The organism is Methylobacterium oxalidis (assembly GCF_007992195.1).
Classification (GTDB): domain Bacteria; phylum Pseudomonadota; class Alphaproteobacteria; order Rhizobiales; family Beijerinckiaceae; genus Methylobacterium; species Methylobacterium oxalidis.
On the sequence record NZ_BJZU01000043.1, the window covers coordinates 61,204 to 73,882 of the forward strand.

General features: G+C 71.0%; 14 protein-coding genes and 1 pseudogene. 4 read left to right on the forward strand and 11 right to left on the reverse strand.

Going from position 1 to position 12,679, the window contains the following annotated elements; all coding sequences use genetic code 11:
* Positions 1-23 precede the first annotated feature (23 nt).
* Positions 24-736 (reverse strand): annotated as a pseudogene (locus tag MOX02_RS11710) (Crp/Fnr family transcriptional regulator).
* A gap of 318 nt (positions 737-1,054) precedes the next feature.
* Between MOX02_RS11710 and MOX02_RS11715 the strand changes: the two are divergent.
* Positions 1,055-1,444 carry a response regulator gene (locus tag MOX02_RS11715; RefSeq protein WP_147025969.1) on the forward strand — a complete coding sequence of 130 codons (390 nt, stop codon included), beginning with the start codon at positions 1,055-1,057 and terminating at the stop codon, positions 1,442-1,444.
* 11 nt (positions 1,445-1,455) lie between these two features.
* Positions 1,456-2,229, forward strand: coding sequence for a Crp/Fnr family transcriptional regulator (locus MOX02_RS11720; protein ID WP_147025970.1), 774 nt, complete (start codon positions 1,456-1,458; stop codon positions 2,227-2,229).
* 104 nt (positions 2,230-2,333) lie between these two features.
* On the opposite strand, the gene MOX02_RS11725 is transcribed toward MOX02_RS11720, so the two are convergent.
* The 6 genes from MOX02_RS11725 to MOX02_RS11750 all read right to left on the reverse strand — a co-directional run bounded on the left by MOX02_RS11725 (position 2,334) and on the right by MOX02_RS11750 (position 8,720).
* Positions 2,334-2,804, reverse strand: a complete 471-nt coding sequence (locus MOX02_RS11725; protein ID WP_147025971.1) for a BLUF domain-containing protein — start codon at positions 2,802-2,804, stop codon at positions 2,334-2,336.
* Between the two features lie 12 nt (positions 2,805-2,816).
* The gene (locus MOX02_RS11730) at positions 2,817-5,189 is read right to left on the reverse strand and encodes an EAL domain-containing protein (RefSeq protein WP_147025972.1); all 2,373 of its coding nucleotides are present in this window, start codon (positions 5,187-5,189) and stop codon (positions 2,817-2,819) included.
* Positions 5,190-5,210: 21 nt separating this feature from the next.
* On the reverse strand, positions 5,211-6,926 hold the full coding sequence (locus tag MOX02_RS11735; protein ID WP_147025973.1) for a methyl-accepting chemotaxis protein: 1,716 nt from the start codon (positions 6,924-6,926) through the stop codon (positions 5,211-5,213).
* A gap of 61 nt (positions 6,927-6,987) precedes the next feature.
* Entirely contained in the window at positions 6,988-7,290 is a 303-nt protein-coding gene (locus MOX02_RS11740) for a hypothetical protein (RefSeq protein WP_147025974.1), read from the reverse strand.
* 280 nt (positions 7,291-7,570) lie between these two features.
* Positions 7,571-8,050, reverse strand: coding sequence for a PAS domain-containing protein (locus MOX02_RS11745; protein ID WP_147025975.1), 480 nt, complete (start codon positions 8,048-8,050; stop codon positions 7,571-7,573).
* Between the two features lie 190 nt (positions 8,051-8,240).
* Complete coding sequence (locus MOX02_RS11750) at positions 8,241-8,720, reverse strand: VOC family protein (protein WP_147025976.1); 480 nt, start codon at positions 8,718-8,720, stop codon at positions 8,241-8,243.
* 288 nt (positions 8,721-9,008) lie between these two features.
* Here MOX02_RS11750 and MOX02_RS11755 point away from each other — a divergent pair, with 288 nt between their 5' ends.
* Both MOX02_RS11755 and MOX02_RS11760 read left to right on the forward strand, forming a co-directional pair.
* Positions 9,009-9,398 carry a hypothetical protein gene (locus MOX02_RS11755; protein ID WP_147025977.1) on the forward strand — a complete coding sequence of 130 codons (390 nt, stop codon included), beginning with the start codon at positions 9,009-9,011 and terminating at the stop codon, positions 9,396-9,398.
* A 217-nt stretch (positions 9,399-9,615) separates the two neighbouring features.
* A complete protein-coding gene (locus tag MOX02_RS11760) occupies positions 9,616-9,957 on the forward strand; it encodes a hypothetical protein (RefSeq protein WP_147025978.1) in 342 nt (113 codons plus the stop codon).
* A gap of 32 nt (positions 9,958-9,989) precedes the next feature.
* Here MOX02_RS11760 and MOX02_RS11765 read toward each other — a convergent pair whose 3' ends face one another.
* From MOX02_RS11765 to MOX02_RS11780, 4 genes are all read right to left on the reverse strand, one after another.
* Positions 9,990-10,526, reverse strand: coding sequence for a GNAT family N-acetyltransferase (locus tag MOX02_RS11765; RefSeq protein WP_147025979.1), 537 nt, complete (start codon positions 10,524-10,526; stop codon positions 9,990-9,992).
* Positions 10,527-10,639: 113 nt separating this feature from the next.
* Positions 10,640-11,020, reverse strand: coding sequence for a GCG_CRPN prefix-to-repeats domain-containing protein (locus tag MOX02_RS11770; protein WP_147025980.1), 381 nt, complete (start codon positions 11,018-11,020; stop codon positions 10,640-10,642).
* A 149-nt stretch (positions 11,021-11,169) separates the two neighbouring features.
* On the reverse strand, positions 11,170-11,997 hold the full coding sequence (locus MOX02_RS11775; RefSeq protein ID WP_147025981.1) for a DUF4344 domain-containing metallopeptidase: 828 nt from the start codon (positions 11,995-11,997) through the stop codon (positions 11,170-11,172).
* A gap of 13 nt (positions 11,998-12,010) precedes the next feature.
* Positions 12,011-12,376: a PRC-barrel domain containing protein gene (locus tag MOX02_RS11780; protein ID WP_147025982.1), complete on the reverse strand. Its 366-nt coding sequence runs from the start codon at positions 12,374-12,376 to the stop codon at positions 12,011-12,013.
* Between the last annotated feature and the right edge of the window lie 303 nt (positions 12,377-12,679).

A 12,679-nucleotide genomic window follows, 5' to 3' on the forward strand; every position in this document is an offset into this window, starting at 1 on the left:
GATGGAAGAAGTCGCGGGGCATCTCACCCCCTCCCGATCAGCCGCCCGTACTCCGCCTCGGGCACGCCGTAGCTGCCGTTCGTCAGCGCCTCCAGCTTCTCCCGGTCGAGCACCTGGATGCGTCGGCGCCGCGCCCGGATGCGGCCCGCGCCCTCGAGGTTCTGGATCGCCAGCGTGATGCCGGCCCGCTGCACGCCGAGCATCATCGACAGGAACTCGTGGGTCAGCACCAGCTCGTCGCCGTCCGAACGGTCGTGGCACATCAGCAGCCAGCGGGCGAGCCGGCCCTCCAGGTTGATCGCCGCGTTGGCGTAGGCGGTCTGCGCGCCCTGGATCATCAGCGTGTGCACGTAGCGCAGGAGCAGCCTGCGCAGGGACGGGCTCCGCTCGACCGCGGCGCACAGGGCCTGCGCCTCCATCCGCAGCGCCTCGCCGGCCATCTGCACGAAATACTCGTGCGGGGTGGTGCCGCTGCCGAGCAGCAGCTCCGCGGCACCGACCATTCCCTCGCGCCCGCAGAGGCCGACCTCGATGTCGCTGCCGCCGACCGTCGTGGCGATCGAGACGAAGCCCGTCTCCGGGAAGTAGACCTCCTCGATCGTCCGGCCCGGCTCGATCAGCGTCTCGCGCAGCTGCGTCGTCGTGGTCTGCAGGTGCGGTTGAAGCAGGGGAAGTCGTCGGGCGCGAGCGCCCGCAGCAGGCGGTTGCGTGAGGTGGCTTGCTGTGGCTGAGCCATGACGCCCTCACCGTCGAGGCACGAGCTCACGTTTCCAACAGCGAGCGCCCGAGCAATCTATCGAAGTCAGGGAACGCATAGTAGTAAAGTGAGTTTCTGCATGAAATATCTCATTGTCTTGAGAGGAATATGAGGGTTTAACATAAGTTATTTCGGATTTTAACAGGGATTAATTTTCGGAACTTGGCAAATGATCTGAAACGTTCGACAACACACCGGGAGAGAACTCCTCTTCCGATCAGTTTCACTTGCGTCTACAGCCAAGTGCATCTGCTCGGAGCGAGCCGAATGTCACTCGCTTCGCCCACGGGATGCCTCATGGAACGGTTCGATCTGCGCCCGACGGTCCTGCTCACGGCGGACGATCCGATCGTCGGCCTGGACCTGTCCGACGCCCTGGAGCGGGCAGGCTACCGCGTCGCCGGCCCGCTCGACACCGAGACAGGAGCCATCGCTCAGATCGAGCGGACGAGGCCCAGTCTCGCGGTGGTCGATCAGCGGCTCAGGGACGGTCCGAGCGGCGCGCTGATGCGCGTCCTCCGCGCACGGGGCGTGCCCTTCGTCATCCACGCTGACCACCCGGGCGACGGCGCCTCGCCCGACGCCCTCCCGGACGCGCCCTGGCTCGCCAAGCCCGCCTGGCACCGCGACGTCGTCGATCTGCTGAGCGAGATCGCGCGGCGGGAGGCCCGCCCATGCTGTCGATGACCGGTTTCGCAATGAACGCACCCCTCCGGAGGTCCCTCCTGAACGGCCACTCCTCCAACCCGCTGGTGCGCAAGCTCGAGGGGCTCGCCCCGCTCTCGGAAGCCGACCGCAGCATCCTGGATCAGCTCGCCGCGGGCGCGCGGCTCGCCGATCCGCATGTCGACCTGATCCGCGAGGGCAGCGCCCCGGACGCCGCCTTCCTGGTCCTGAAGGGCATCGCCTGCCGCTACAAGCATCGCCAGGACGGCAAACGCCAGATCCTGAGCTACCTGCTGCCGGGCGATCTCTGCGACCCGGACATCGCGCATCTGAGTCGGATCGACCACGCCCTCGGCACGCTCTCGGCCTGCTCGGTCGCCCGCATCCCGCGTGAGGCGCTGCTGTTCGCCGTCGAGCGGCACCCGAACGTCGCCCAGGCGTTCCGGCGGGCGAAGATCGTGGAGGAGGCCGTCACGCGCGAGTGGCTGGTCAATCTCGGCTGCCGCTCCGCCATCGAGCGCATCGCCCACCTGTTCTGCGAGCTTCTGCTGCGCCTGCAGGCGGTAGGGTTCGCCGAGAACGACAGCTTCGAGTTCCCGGTCACGCAGGTGGAGCTCGGGGACACGACCGGCCTGTCGAACGTGCACGTGAACCGCACGCTGCAGGAGCTGCGGCGGCAGGGCCTGATCGCGACGGGCCAGCGCCGCCTCATCATCCTGGACCTGCCGCGCCTCCGGGCGCTTGCCGAGTTCCAGGCCGGCTACCTTCAGCCGGCGGTCGGAACCGACCTCTGCACCGCCCACTGACCGGCGCGCCCGCCGGCCGGCGGGCAAGGACGTGTTCGAGGCGACGCTGTCGCTGGTCGCCGAGCGGCCCGACTGGACCTCCCGCGCCGACCGGACGCTCCCGGTCAGCGTGCCGTCTGCGCGGGGCTCGTCGGCAGCGGCGCGGCCTCGCCCGCTCCGGCGATCAGGAGCGAGCGCATCAGGCTGATCGTGGCCTGCGCGGAGGCCGGCTCCGCGATCTGCGCCGCGCCCGCTTCGAGGCCCGGGAACAGCTTACCGATCGTGCGGTCCGGGCGGATGCCCGCCATCGACCACGCCCCGAAGGTGCGCGCCTCGGCTTGGACGAACTCCAAGAGCTCGACGCGCCGGTGGCGCAGGTCGCAGCAGATGCGCTCGAACGTCGCCTCGATGGCGGGAAGCGGGCCTTCCAGGGCCTGGACGAACACGCCGCGCGTGTGCAGCAGGGCGCCGGTCAGGTCGTCCGCCGCGTTGCGGATCTCGGAGGCCCGGACGATCTCCGCGATCTGCTGCCGGACGGCGTCCTCCGTCCCGGCGATGTGGATGTCGCTGCAGTAGAGAAGGCGGTGGATGGGCAAGCGGGCCCTCCTTCAGGCGCTGGCGCGGCGGGTCATGGAGGCGGCGAACAGGCCGCCGATCCTGTCGGCCGGGACCGGACGGCTGATCAGGTAGCCCTGGAGCTGGTCGCAGCCCTCGCCGGCGATGAAGTTCGACTGCGCGTCCGTCTCGACGCCCTCGGCCGTGGTCTTCATGCCGAGGCTCGCGCCCAGCATCGCGATCGCCCGCACGATCGCGGCGCTGTCCTTGTCCTCGGGCGTGCGCCGCACGAAGGACTGGTCGATCTTGATCTTGTCGAAGGGGAAGCGGCCCAGGTAGCTGAGCGACGAGTAGCCGGTGCCGAAATCGTCCATCGCGATGCGGATGCCCAGCGCCCGCAGCTCCCGTAGGGTGGTCAGCGCGCGCTGCTCGTCCTGCATCAGCGAGCCTTCGGTGATCTCCAGCTCCAGCCGGGCGGCCGGGAAGCTCGTCTCGGCCAGGATGTTGCGGATCGTGGCCGCGAGTCGCGCGTCGCGGAACTGCACCGGCGAGAGGTTGACGGCCACCGTCAGGTGGTCCGGCCACCCGAGCGCCTCGATGCAGGCGGTGCGCAGCACCCACTCGCCGAGGCTGCCGATCAGGCCGGTCTCCTCCGCCAGCGGGATGAAATCGGCGGGCGAGACGAGGCCACGCTCCGGGTGATGCCAGCGGATCAGGGCCTCGGCGCCGTCGAAGGTGCCGGTCCGGGCGTCGACCTGCGGCTGGTAGTAGAGCGCGAATTCCTGCCGGGCCATGGCGCGCCGGAGGTCGAGCTCGAGGGAGCGGCGCGCCTGGATGCGCGCGTTCATGCTGGCCTCGAACATCCGGTAGCGGCCGCGGCCCTCCTCCTTGGCGCCGTAGAGGGCGAGGTCGGCGCTGCCCATCAGGAGGTCCGGTGTCTCGCCGTCGTCCGGGGCGAGGGCGATGCCGATGCTCGTGCCGACGTTCAGGATGTGCCCGTCGATGAGGAAGGGGCGGGCCAGGATGTCGTTCACGCGCTCGGCCACGGCCTGGATCGCCGGCAGGTCGGTCCCGCCGCCCTTGAGGATGGCGAACTCGTCGCCGCCCAGCCGTGCCACCAGATCATCCTCGCTCAGGGCGCTCATGAGCCGACGGGCGACGCGCCGGAGCAGCTCGTCGCCCATGCCGTGCCCGAGCGTGTCGTTGACGAGCTTGAACCGGTCGAGGTCGAGGAGCAGCAGGGCGAAGCTCCCCTCCTCGCCGCGGCGGCAGGCGTAGCGCGCCGCCAGCGCCTCGTTGAACTGGTGCCGGTTGGCGAGGCCCGTCAGGGCGTCGTGATGGGCGAGGCGGTGCATCTCAGCCTCGGCCCGCAGCCGCTCGCGCTGATCCCGGACGGCGACGACGAGGTGCGGCTTGGCCTTGATGGTGATCCACTGGGCGATGACGCGCACCGGGATGCCGGCCGCCTCGCCGTCCCGCAGCAGGGCGTCGGCCTCCTGCTCCGTCGGGATCCCGGCCGTGGACAGGCCGGGCAGGATGCTCTGCAGGGGCGCGCCGATCAGGGCCTCTCGGGGCCGCCCGATGATGCGCTCCAGGCTGTGGTTGATGCCCGTGACGGTGTCGCCGTCGCAGATCATCAGGCCCTCCACCGCGATGTCGGCGAGGTCGCGCAGGCGCTGGTTCTCGGCCTCGTGGCGCCTCCGGTTCGCGTGCCACAGCCGCAGCGCGGCCAGCGACAGCCCGACGATCAGGAGGGCGGCGTTGGCTGTCAGGATCGACAGGATCGTGGCATCGAGGCTGCCGCCCGGGATCTCGACGGCGGGGTCGAACGCGATGGTCACCGCGCTCATGCCGAGGAAGTGCATGCCGCAGACCGCGGCCAGCAGGGACGGCGGCGCGAGCCGGCGCAGGCGCCGGTCGGCGCTGAAGCCGAGCACCATCGACAGGCTGCCGAGCGAGACCCCGACGAGGACCGAGGCCGCGACCAACGCGGTCTCCCAGTGCAGCGTGCCCTGCACGTAGTAGGCGTCCATGCCCGTGTAGTGCATGGCCGAGATCGCCAGCCCGACGACCGCTCCGCCGCAGACCCGGCCGCCGAGCGTTCGCCTGGCGACGAGGATCCCGGCCCCGAGGCCGACCATCAGGATCGCGACGAGGAGCGAGGCCGCCGTCTGGCCGACCGCGAAGCCGAACGGCAGGCTCGGCTCGTAGGCCAGCATCGCGACGAAGTGGGTCGCCCAGATCGCCGTGCTGGTCGCCACGACGCCCGTGACGCCCCAGGCGATCCGGTCCTTCGCAGGGCCTTCCCGGAGCACCTGCCGGCCCATGGCGAAGGTCGAGTAGGTCCCGAGCGCGCAGATGACGGCCGCCACGGCGACGAGCCGCAGATCGTGCTGGTGCGCCACGCAGGCGTAGAGCTGGGTCATGGCGGGCGCCTGGGACTGGACCTAGCCGGCGGCGAGCGCGACGCGATCGAGGCTGCGGCTGATGCTGGCGACGCCGCCGGCCGCCGTCTGCATGTTCGAGGAGATCTCGCGCGTCACCGCGCTCTGCTCCTCGATCGCGCTCGCCACGCCCGTCACGTAGCTCTGCACCGTCGCCACGATGCCGCCGATGGCGGCGAGCAGCCCGACCACGTCGCCCGACACCCGCTGCATCTCTACGATCTGGTCCGAGATCCGGGCCGTGGCGGCGGTGGTCTGGTTCGCCAGCGCCTTCACCTCGCTGGCGACGACCGCGAAGCCCTTGCCCGCCTCGCCGGCCCGGGCCGACTCGATCGTGGCGTTGAGCGCCAGGAGGTTGATCTGCTCGGCGACCTTGCTGATCGTCTGCACCACCCCGTCCATCGCCTGGGCGGCGTCCTGAAGCTGCGTCGTCGCGCGGTCGGCGGCGAGCGTCCGGTGATGGATGTCGTCCACCGCCGCCTTCGACTGCGCCATGTTCCCGCTGATCTCGGTGACGGAGGCGCTCATCTCCTCGGCCGCGGAGGCGACCGCCTGCACGTTGTCGAGGGTCTGCCTGGTCGCCTCGGTCGCCTCCAGCCGCGCCTGCACGCTCAGTGTGATGTCGGAGGCGTACTTCACGACCTTGAAGGGCTTGCCATTCATGTCGAAGATCGGGTTGTAGGTCGCCTGCAGCCAGATCTCGCGGCCCTGGCGCCCGCGCCGCCGGTAGACGCCCGTCCGGTACTCGCCGCGGCGCAGGTCCGCCCAGAAGCCCTGGTACTCGCGGCCGGCCGCGTCCTCGGGGTCCACGAACATCCGGTGGTGCTGGCCCTGGATCTCGGCGAGGCTGTAGCCGACCGTCTCGAGGAAGTTCTCGTTGGCGTCGAGGATCGTGCCGTCCACCGCGAAGGCGATCACCGCCTGCGAGCGGCCGATCGCCTGGATCTGCCCGTTGACGTCGGCGGCGTGCAGCTTCTGGGCGGTGACGTCGGTGGCGTACTTGATCACCTTGACCGGCCGTCCGGCCGCGTCGAAAACCGGGTTGTAGCTTGCCTGCAGCCAGATCTCGCGGCCGCCCTGGGCCAGCCGCCTGTACTCGCCGGCCTGGAGCTCGCCGCGGCCGAGTCTCTGCCAGAAGTCGGCGTAGTCCCAGCTCGCCGCGTAGGCGGAATCGACGAACATGCGGTGGTGCTGGCCGCGCACCGCCTCGATCGGGTAGCCCACGGCTGCGAGGAAGTTCTCGTTGGCGTCGAGGATCGTGCCGTCGAGGGCGAAGTGGATGACGGCCTGCGCCTTGTTGATGGCCGCGATCTGCCCCTCGAACTCGGCGTTGCGCTGCTTCTGGGCGGTGACGTCGGTGGCGAACTTCACCACCTTCGCCACCGTGCCGCTGCCGTTGAGCACGGGGTTGTAGGTGGCCTGGATCCAGACCTCGCGGCCGCCCCTGGCGAGGCGACGGTACTCGGCCGCCTGGAAGCGGCCCGCGCGCAGCGCCTCCCAGAACGCCGCGTAGGCGGGGCTCGCGGCCTCGGCCGGCTCCATGAAGAGACGGTGATGCTGGCCGATCACCTCGGCGCGCGCGTAGCCCATCGCGGCCAGGAAGTTCTCGTTGGCGTCGAGGATCGTGCCGTCGGGCGCGAACTCGATGGTCGCCAGGGACCGGCTCAGGGCGTCGAGCTTGGCCTTCAGGTCCGTGTGGCTCTTCAACGTGCCGAACATTCCGGGCTCCTCGAAAAATGCTCTGCCTTGAGCCAGCAGCGAGAGTGGCGATCCGTCTCGGTCAGCGCGGCTGGTGCGCGGTCATCGCGCCCGCCAGGCGGTGCATGCCGGCCTCGAGCGCCGCGATCTGCTCGACGAAGCTCTGCGTCGGCACCCTGCATTCCGGCCTGCCGACCCCGGCGAGCGCCTCGTTGAAGGCGGCCGTGGCGCCGGAAAGCTCCTGCTTCAGCGCCCCGAGCCGGAGCTGAAGCTCGTCGAGGTACCGCCGGTCCGCCGTCAGGCCGAGGCGGCGCCGTTCGACGAGGCCGATCTGCTCGACCCTGCGGGGGAACGGCCTGACGACGTTCGTGGTGGGACGGCTCATGCGAACGCTCCAACGCTCGGCACGCGAGCATCCAGGGCCGGGCGGGGCTCGGCAGCAGGGATGCGGCACGCTCGGCCGCCTGGCAGGAATGATGATGCGGATGCGAGAGGCTGATCGTGAAGTATCGGTGCCGCGACCGAGCCCTCGATGTTCCAACAGTGTCAAGAATTTGCTAATTATTCGTTAAAACGCCTCGGAAGCCGCTGAAGAACCAAATTAACGCAGGTTGCTTTATCGTCCAGTTGCGTACACAACGGATCTGAAGACTAACTTGAGTTGATTATCTGCGCTGAAACGCGCCGAGCAACTTGAGGTCAGGTGTTAATGATTCGTCACTTACCGAGGCGGGCTCGAAGCGGCTGGCGGTCCCGCCCCAGGGGCGTCCCCGTCGGCGGACAACCTCACGTTCGAACGCCAGGAAATATTCGACGCGTCCTTCGGCGTTCCTGAGGGGATGGCAGTCGATCTCCGCGACATACTTGCTGCCGTCCGGCCGGTAGTTCGTCAGGTATCCATGGAAGCGCTCGCCCGCCGCGAGCGCCTGGGCGAACTGGTCGAGGGCGGGGCGCCGGGTCTCCCGCCCCTGCATGAAGCGCGGGTTGCTTCCGACAAGCTCAGCCGCTTCCCGGCCGACGAGCCTGGAGAAGGCCGCGTTGGCGTAGAGGATGGTGGGACCCGGCTTCTCCACCTTGGCGTCGGTGATCACGATGGCCACGGCCGAGTCGTGAGCGAGGGCGCAGATCACTTCGAGGGCGGTCATGTCGGTGCGGTCCGCGCGGGACGGGTGCCTGGCCCGGGTGCCGCGTTCGGGACATCGTCCCTCGGCACCGGCCAGGGCCTCTGTAACGCGTCACGCGCGCGAACAGCACCGCGGCGCGGCGGCGGCGCGCCCGCCACGACCGGGGTCCTCGCGCGGACGCGGGCTGAGGCTGCCCGCCGGCGGGATCCGCTCAGGGCGCGCCGGCGGCGCGTTCCAGGGTCGCGACGTCGATCTTGACCATGTCCTGCATGGCGGCGAACGCGCGGGCGGCGACCGCCGGATCCGGGTCGGCGAGCAGGCGCGGCAGGATCTCGGGCACGATCTGCCAGGGTACTCCCCAGCGGTCGCGCAGCCAGCCACACATGATCTCGGCCCCGCCGTCCCTGGTCAGCGCCTCCCAGAGGCGGTCGACCTCCGCCTGATCCGCGCACGAGACCGAGATGGAGGCGGCCGTGCCGTACTCGGCCGGCCTGCCGCCGTTCAGGGCCTGGAAGCTCTGGCCGCCGAGCGTGAAGGTGAGCAGGATCACGTCGCCGGGCTCGCCCCCCGGCCAGGGCCCGGGGGCGCGCAGGGTCGAATCGAGGCTGGAGCCCGGCACGAGCGAGACGTAGAAGCGGACGGCCTCCTCCGCGTCCCGGTTGAACCAGAGGCAGGTGCTGGCCTTCGACATGAGGAGCCTCCATCCGGATACGGCTGGTCGAGGGGTCCCGGGCGGTAGGCTTAGCGTCTAGCGGCGGATTCGGCGAGTCGGCGGCCGCTTCGCTCCGGCGGCGTCGGAACCGCGGCTCGCGGCGCCGGGCGAAACTCCGCCGGCTGTCCCTTCGGATCAAGCAGCGCCGTCCGTTCGGACCTACGTTCGACTCGCGCAGGTCGTAGCCGTGCGGACCGGGCGGCCGACCACAGCGGCCGAACGGGCGCCTCGGCGCGATACGTCGTCCTCCGGCGAGGAGATGATCCCATGAAAACGCTGCTCATCGCATCCACGGCCTTCGCCGCCCTGATCATCACCAGCGTGGCGGCCGATGCGCGCGGCTTCCGAGGCGGCGGCGGCGGGTTCCGGGGCGGCGGCGGGTTCCACGGTGCCGGTTTCCGGGGCGGCGGATTCCGGGGCGGCGGCTACGGCGTGCGGGCCGGCGGCTTCCGCGGCTATCGCGGCGCCGTGGCCGGCGGCTATCGCGGCGGGTACGCACGGGTCGGGCGCTACGGGTACGGATACCGCCCCTACGGCTACGGCCTCGGCGCGGCCGCGGTCGGTGCCGCAGCCGCTGCCGGCTACGGCGCGACCTATGGCGGCTGCGGCCCCTACAGCTACTACGACGCGTATTCCGGCACCTGCCGACCGAACTGACCGGCTCGCCGGTGCGCCCGGTTCCGGGCGCACCCTCCCCGTCCGCCGGACGGCTCCGAACAGCCGGCGCGCAGAGGGGCGTCCACCCGGCAGGTCCGGAGGCCGCGATGCTGCCGTCCGAGCCCGGCGCGCCCGTTCTCCTCACCGGAGTGCCGCGGCCCGCCCTCCCGGCTCCCGGCATCGAATGATGCGGCAGAACCCGAGCCGGGAGGAGGCCATGGCGGGAAGCGGCAGGGTCGGCGCGCTCGATCTGAGAAGCAGGAGCGCGGTGCGCGAGGCGTTCTGCGCGCTCGTCGAGCGTGAGGGCGGGGCGATGGCCCTCGGTCTCGGCCCCGATCTCAGCGAGACGGTCCTGCTGGCGATCTGCGACGCTCTCGCGGACGATCTCAGCGTCATGCCGCGCGGCACGATCCGGGCGATCAACAGCTACGTCGACGGCGACCGGCAGGTCGCCTTCGGCTCATCCTTCGGCGAGGGCGCCCAGGTGATGCGGGACGAGACCACCCGGTGGACGAGCGGCTTCGAGCGGGCGCGGAGCCGCTTCCTGCAGAGCCTGTGAGCGCGGTCGGGCGCCCGCGCGAAGCCGCGGGCTCACGGCGGCGCCCCTCCGGGCAGCCGAAGCGCCACATGCACCACGGATCCCTCGCGCCTGCGGCTCTGCGGCAGGCCACAGCGCTCGAACAGCTTCAGCATCGGCGTGTTCTCGGGCAGGACCTCCGCGGTGAGCGCCCGGAGCCCGCTGCCCTGGGCGATGGCGATGAGGTGCCGCATTAATACGGCGCCGATCCCCTTCCCCTGGAGCGCGTCGACGACGAAGAAGGCCAGTTCGGCCTCGCCCGGCCGCGTCAGGACGTATCGGCCGCCGCCCACGATCCCGCGCTCCCCGCCCTCCTCCGCGACGGCGACCAGGGCGACGTGGGTGCTGAAATCGACGTTCAGGAAGAAGCGGATCTCCGCATCGGTGAAACGATGCCGGGCACCGAAGAAGCGCCGGTAGAGCGATTCCTCGCTGGCGTGATCGACGACGGCCAGGAGCCCGTTCCGGTCATCCGGGCGCAGGGCGCGGATCTCCAGCGCGCGTCCGTCGCGGAGGCTTTCCAGGGCCGCGTAGTGCGGGAGATCATCCATGTCGGCCTCGGCCAGACGCGCTGTTCGGACGGCGCGGCCGGTATCCGGAGCGGACGGGCCGCCGGCGACCCGATGCCCGCTCCGCTGACCGCGAAGCAGGATCGGGCCCGAGCCTAGCGGCGGAACCGGCCGCCCCCGTGGAAGCCGCGGCCGGCGTGGACACCGCCGACCCGGCGGCCGTACAGGGCACCCCCACGGTAGGCCCGGCCGCCGCGATAGCCGTAGGCGCGACCGCCGCGATAGCCGTAGACGCCTCCGCCCCGGTATCCGTAGACCGCCCCGCCCCGATAGCCGTAGGCCCCGCCCCGGTATCCGTAGGCGCCGCCGTAGACGTTCGGCCGGCAGCCTCCGTACGGGCCGCGGTGGAAGCCGGGCCCGCAGCCGCCCGCCGCCTCGGCCGTGTCGATGCCGATCCGGCCCCGTTCGGGCGAACCCAACCCGAGGAAGGCCGCGAAGGTCAGGGCGACGAGCGCCGTCAGTCTCCATGCTCTCATCACGAGGCACTCCAGCGGACATCTGCGCCGACCGGGCGGGCGGCCCGCGAGCCGGCGACCGGAACGGTAGAGCGAGGCCGCGCCGCGCGCTTGATCCGATGGGACAGGACGGGGGCTTCACCGCGGCGTGGCCTGCGGAGGCCGCGCCGTCAGAACGCCCAGCGGAAGCCCCGTCGCACCCGCTCGCGCTCCATGCGGCCGCCGCGCAGGTGGCGGCGGAACAGCCTGTCGAGGGCGTAGGCCGCCTGATCGTACTCGGCGCCGCATCGCTCGGCCCGCTCGCGGGGCAGGTCTCCCCGCTCGACGAGGTAGGCGAAGGCGCGCCTGTCCGATCCGTAGGCGAGGCAGAGCAGGTCGTAGAGCCGCTGGCGGGCGAGGCCGTGGTCGTCCGCCAGGGTCTCGGTCTCCAGCGTCTCCTCGGCGCCGTAGCTCGTGAAGAGGAATGCGGTGCCGTCCACGATCTGTCTTGCCTGGGCCGACCGGAGCCGCAGGACGAGCAGGGCGGCGAACTGGTCGGCGGCGCTCTCCTCCCGGCCGAGGATCGGGAGGTCGAGCAGGTGGAAGAGGGCGTGGCCGGTCTCGTGCAGGAAGACCTGCGCGAGCGGGCCCATGATGGCCTCGCGGCGGGTGACGCCGGCGCGGGAGGTCTCCTCCGGCGCGCGATTCTTCACATCCTGAATGTACTCGTAGCAGACCGTGACCGAGCGGGTCTCGGGCGCGTACCAGGCGTTGACCTCGCCCGCGCACTCGGCGAGGCGCAGGGTGAGGGAGCGGGGCAGCCGAACGATGCCGACGACCTCGCGCAGCCCTTCGAGCAGGCGCCGCGCGCGCATCTCGCGGTAGATCTCCAGCGCCTCGGGCCGCTTCGGCAGCTCGTAGAGGACGCGGATGCGGCTCTCGCGGGCGGGACCGGACCAGGCCGGTCCGGTCAGGAGGGCGAGCGCCAGTCCCGCCGCGAGCCCGAGCATCCGGATCATGTCCGGCTCCGCCTCAGAGCGGGGGCATCGCCCGGATCGACTGGCGCGTCCCGGCCATGCTGAGGTCGTTGCCGACCTGCCGGAGCCGGGGGACGGGCACGCCGATCAGCCCTCCGCCGAGCCAGCGCCGCCGCACGACGACCGCCACGAGGGTGTTGCCGTCCGGCGAGACGCGGACCTCGTGCACGCGGCCCACGACGAGGCCGCCGTCCGCGTAGAGCCAGCGCCCGCCCAGCGTCGGCATCAGCGAGGCGGCGCTCATCTGCATCATCGAATCCGCGCGGTTCAGGAGCGGCGTCGGGGCTCCCTGGCCGGCCGCGGCACCGGCGAGGGTCATGGCGGCGGCAACACAGGCCGAGCGGCGAACAGGCTTGCGCATCTCACGCTCCTGCACCCTCCCTCGCGGATCGGGCCGGCCGGAACGCGGCCTGGCCGCGCGAGGGGGCGGCCAAGCCTTCGGGATCGGATCTGGTGTCGGCTCGGGCGCGGCGGCGATCCGCGGATCGGTCGAGGAGGCCGCGTCGCCGCGCGGAATGCGGCGGCGGCACTCGCCTGCCTTCGCCCGAATGCCGTACTGAACCTGCCCACACATCTAGTCGAGATGAAGCAAGCGTTGTCCTTGCCTTTTGTTTGTACGCTGCTGTCCGCGGCTTATTCGTCGACAGATCATACAAACTTAGAT

Excerpts from the sequence above, each read along its gene's own strand:
- MOX02_RS11715 (WP_147025969.1), top strand. The coding sequence starts at position 1,055 with ATGGAACGGTTCGATCTGCGCCCGACGGTCCTGCTCACGGCGGACGAT.
- MOX02_RS11720 (WP_147025970.1), top strand. The coding sequence starts at position 1,456 with ATGAACGCACCCCTCCGGAGGTCCCTCCTGAACGGCCACTCCTCCAAC.
- MOX02_RS11730 (WP_147025972.1), bottom strand. The coding sequence starts at position 5,189 with ATGACCCAGCTCTACGCCTGCGTGGCGCACCAGCACGATCTGCGGCTC.
- MOX02_RS11735 (WP_147025973.1), bottom strand. The coding sequence starts at position 6,926 with ATGTTCGGCACGTTGAAGAGCCACACGGACCTGAAGGCCAAGCTCGAC.
- MOX02_RS11740 (WP_147025974.1), bottom strand. The coding sequence starts at position 7,290 with ATGAGCCGTCCCACCACGAACGTCGTCAGGCCGTTCCCCCGCAGGGTC.
- MOX02_RS11745 (WP_147025975.1), bottom strand. The coding sequence starts at position 8,050 with ATGACCGCCCTCGAAGTGATCTGCGCCCTCGCTCACGACTCGGCCGTG.
- MOX02_RS11750 (WP_147025976.1), bottom strand. The coding sequence starts at position 8,720 with ATGTCGAAGGCCAGCACCTGCCTCTGGTTCAACCGGGACGCGGAGGAG.
- MOX02_RS11755 (WP_147025977.1), top strand. The coding sequence starts at position 9,009 with ATGAAAACGCTGCTCATCGCATCCACGGCCTTCGCCGCCCTGATCATC.
- MOX02_RS11760 (WP_147025978.1), top strand. The coding sequence starts at position 9,616 with ATGGCGGGAAGCGGCAGGGTCGGCGCGCTCGATCTGAGAAGCAGGAGC.
- MOX02_RS11765 (WP_147025979.1), bottom strand. The coding sequence starts at position 10,526 with ATGGATGATCTCCCGCACTACGCGGCCCTGGAAAGCCTCCGCGACGGA.
- MOX02_RS11770 (WP_147025980.1), bottom strand. The coding sequence starts at position 11,020 with ATGAGAGCATGGAGACTGACGGCGCTCGTCGCCCTGACCTTCGCGGCC.
- MOX02_RS11775 (WP_147025981.1), bottom strand. The coding sequence starts at position 11,997 with ATGATCCGGATGCTCGGGCTCGCGGCGGGACTGGCGCTCGCCCTCCTG.
- MOX02_RS11780 (WP_147025982.1), bottom strand. The coding sequence starts at position 12,376 with ATGCGCAAGCCTGTTCGCCGCTCGGCCTGTGTTGCCGCCGCCATGACC.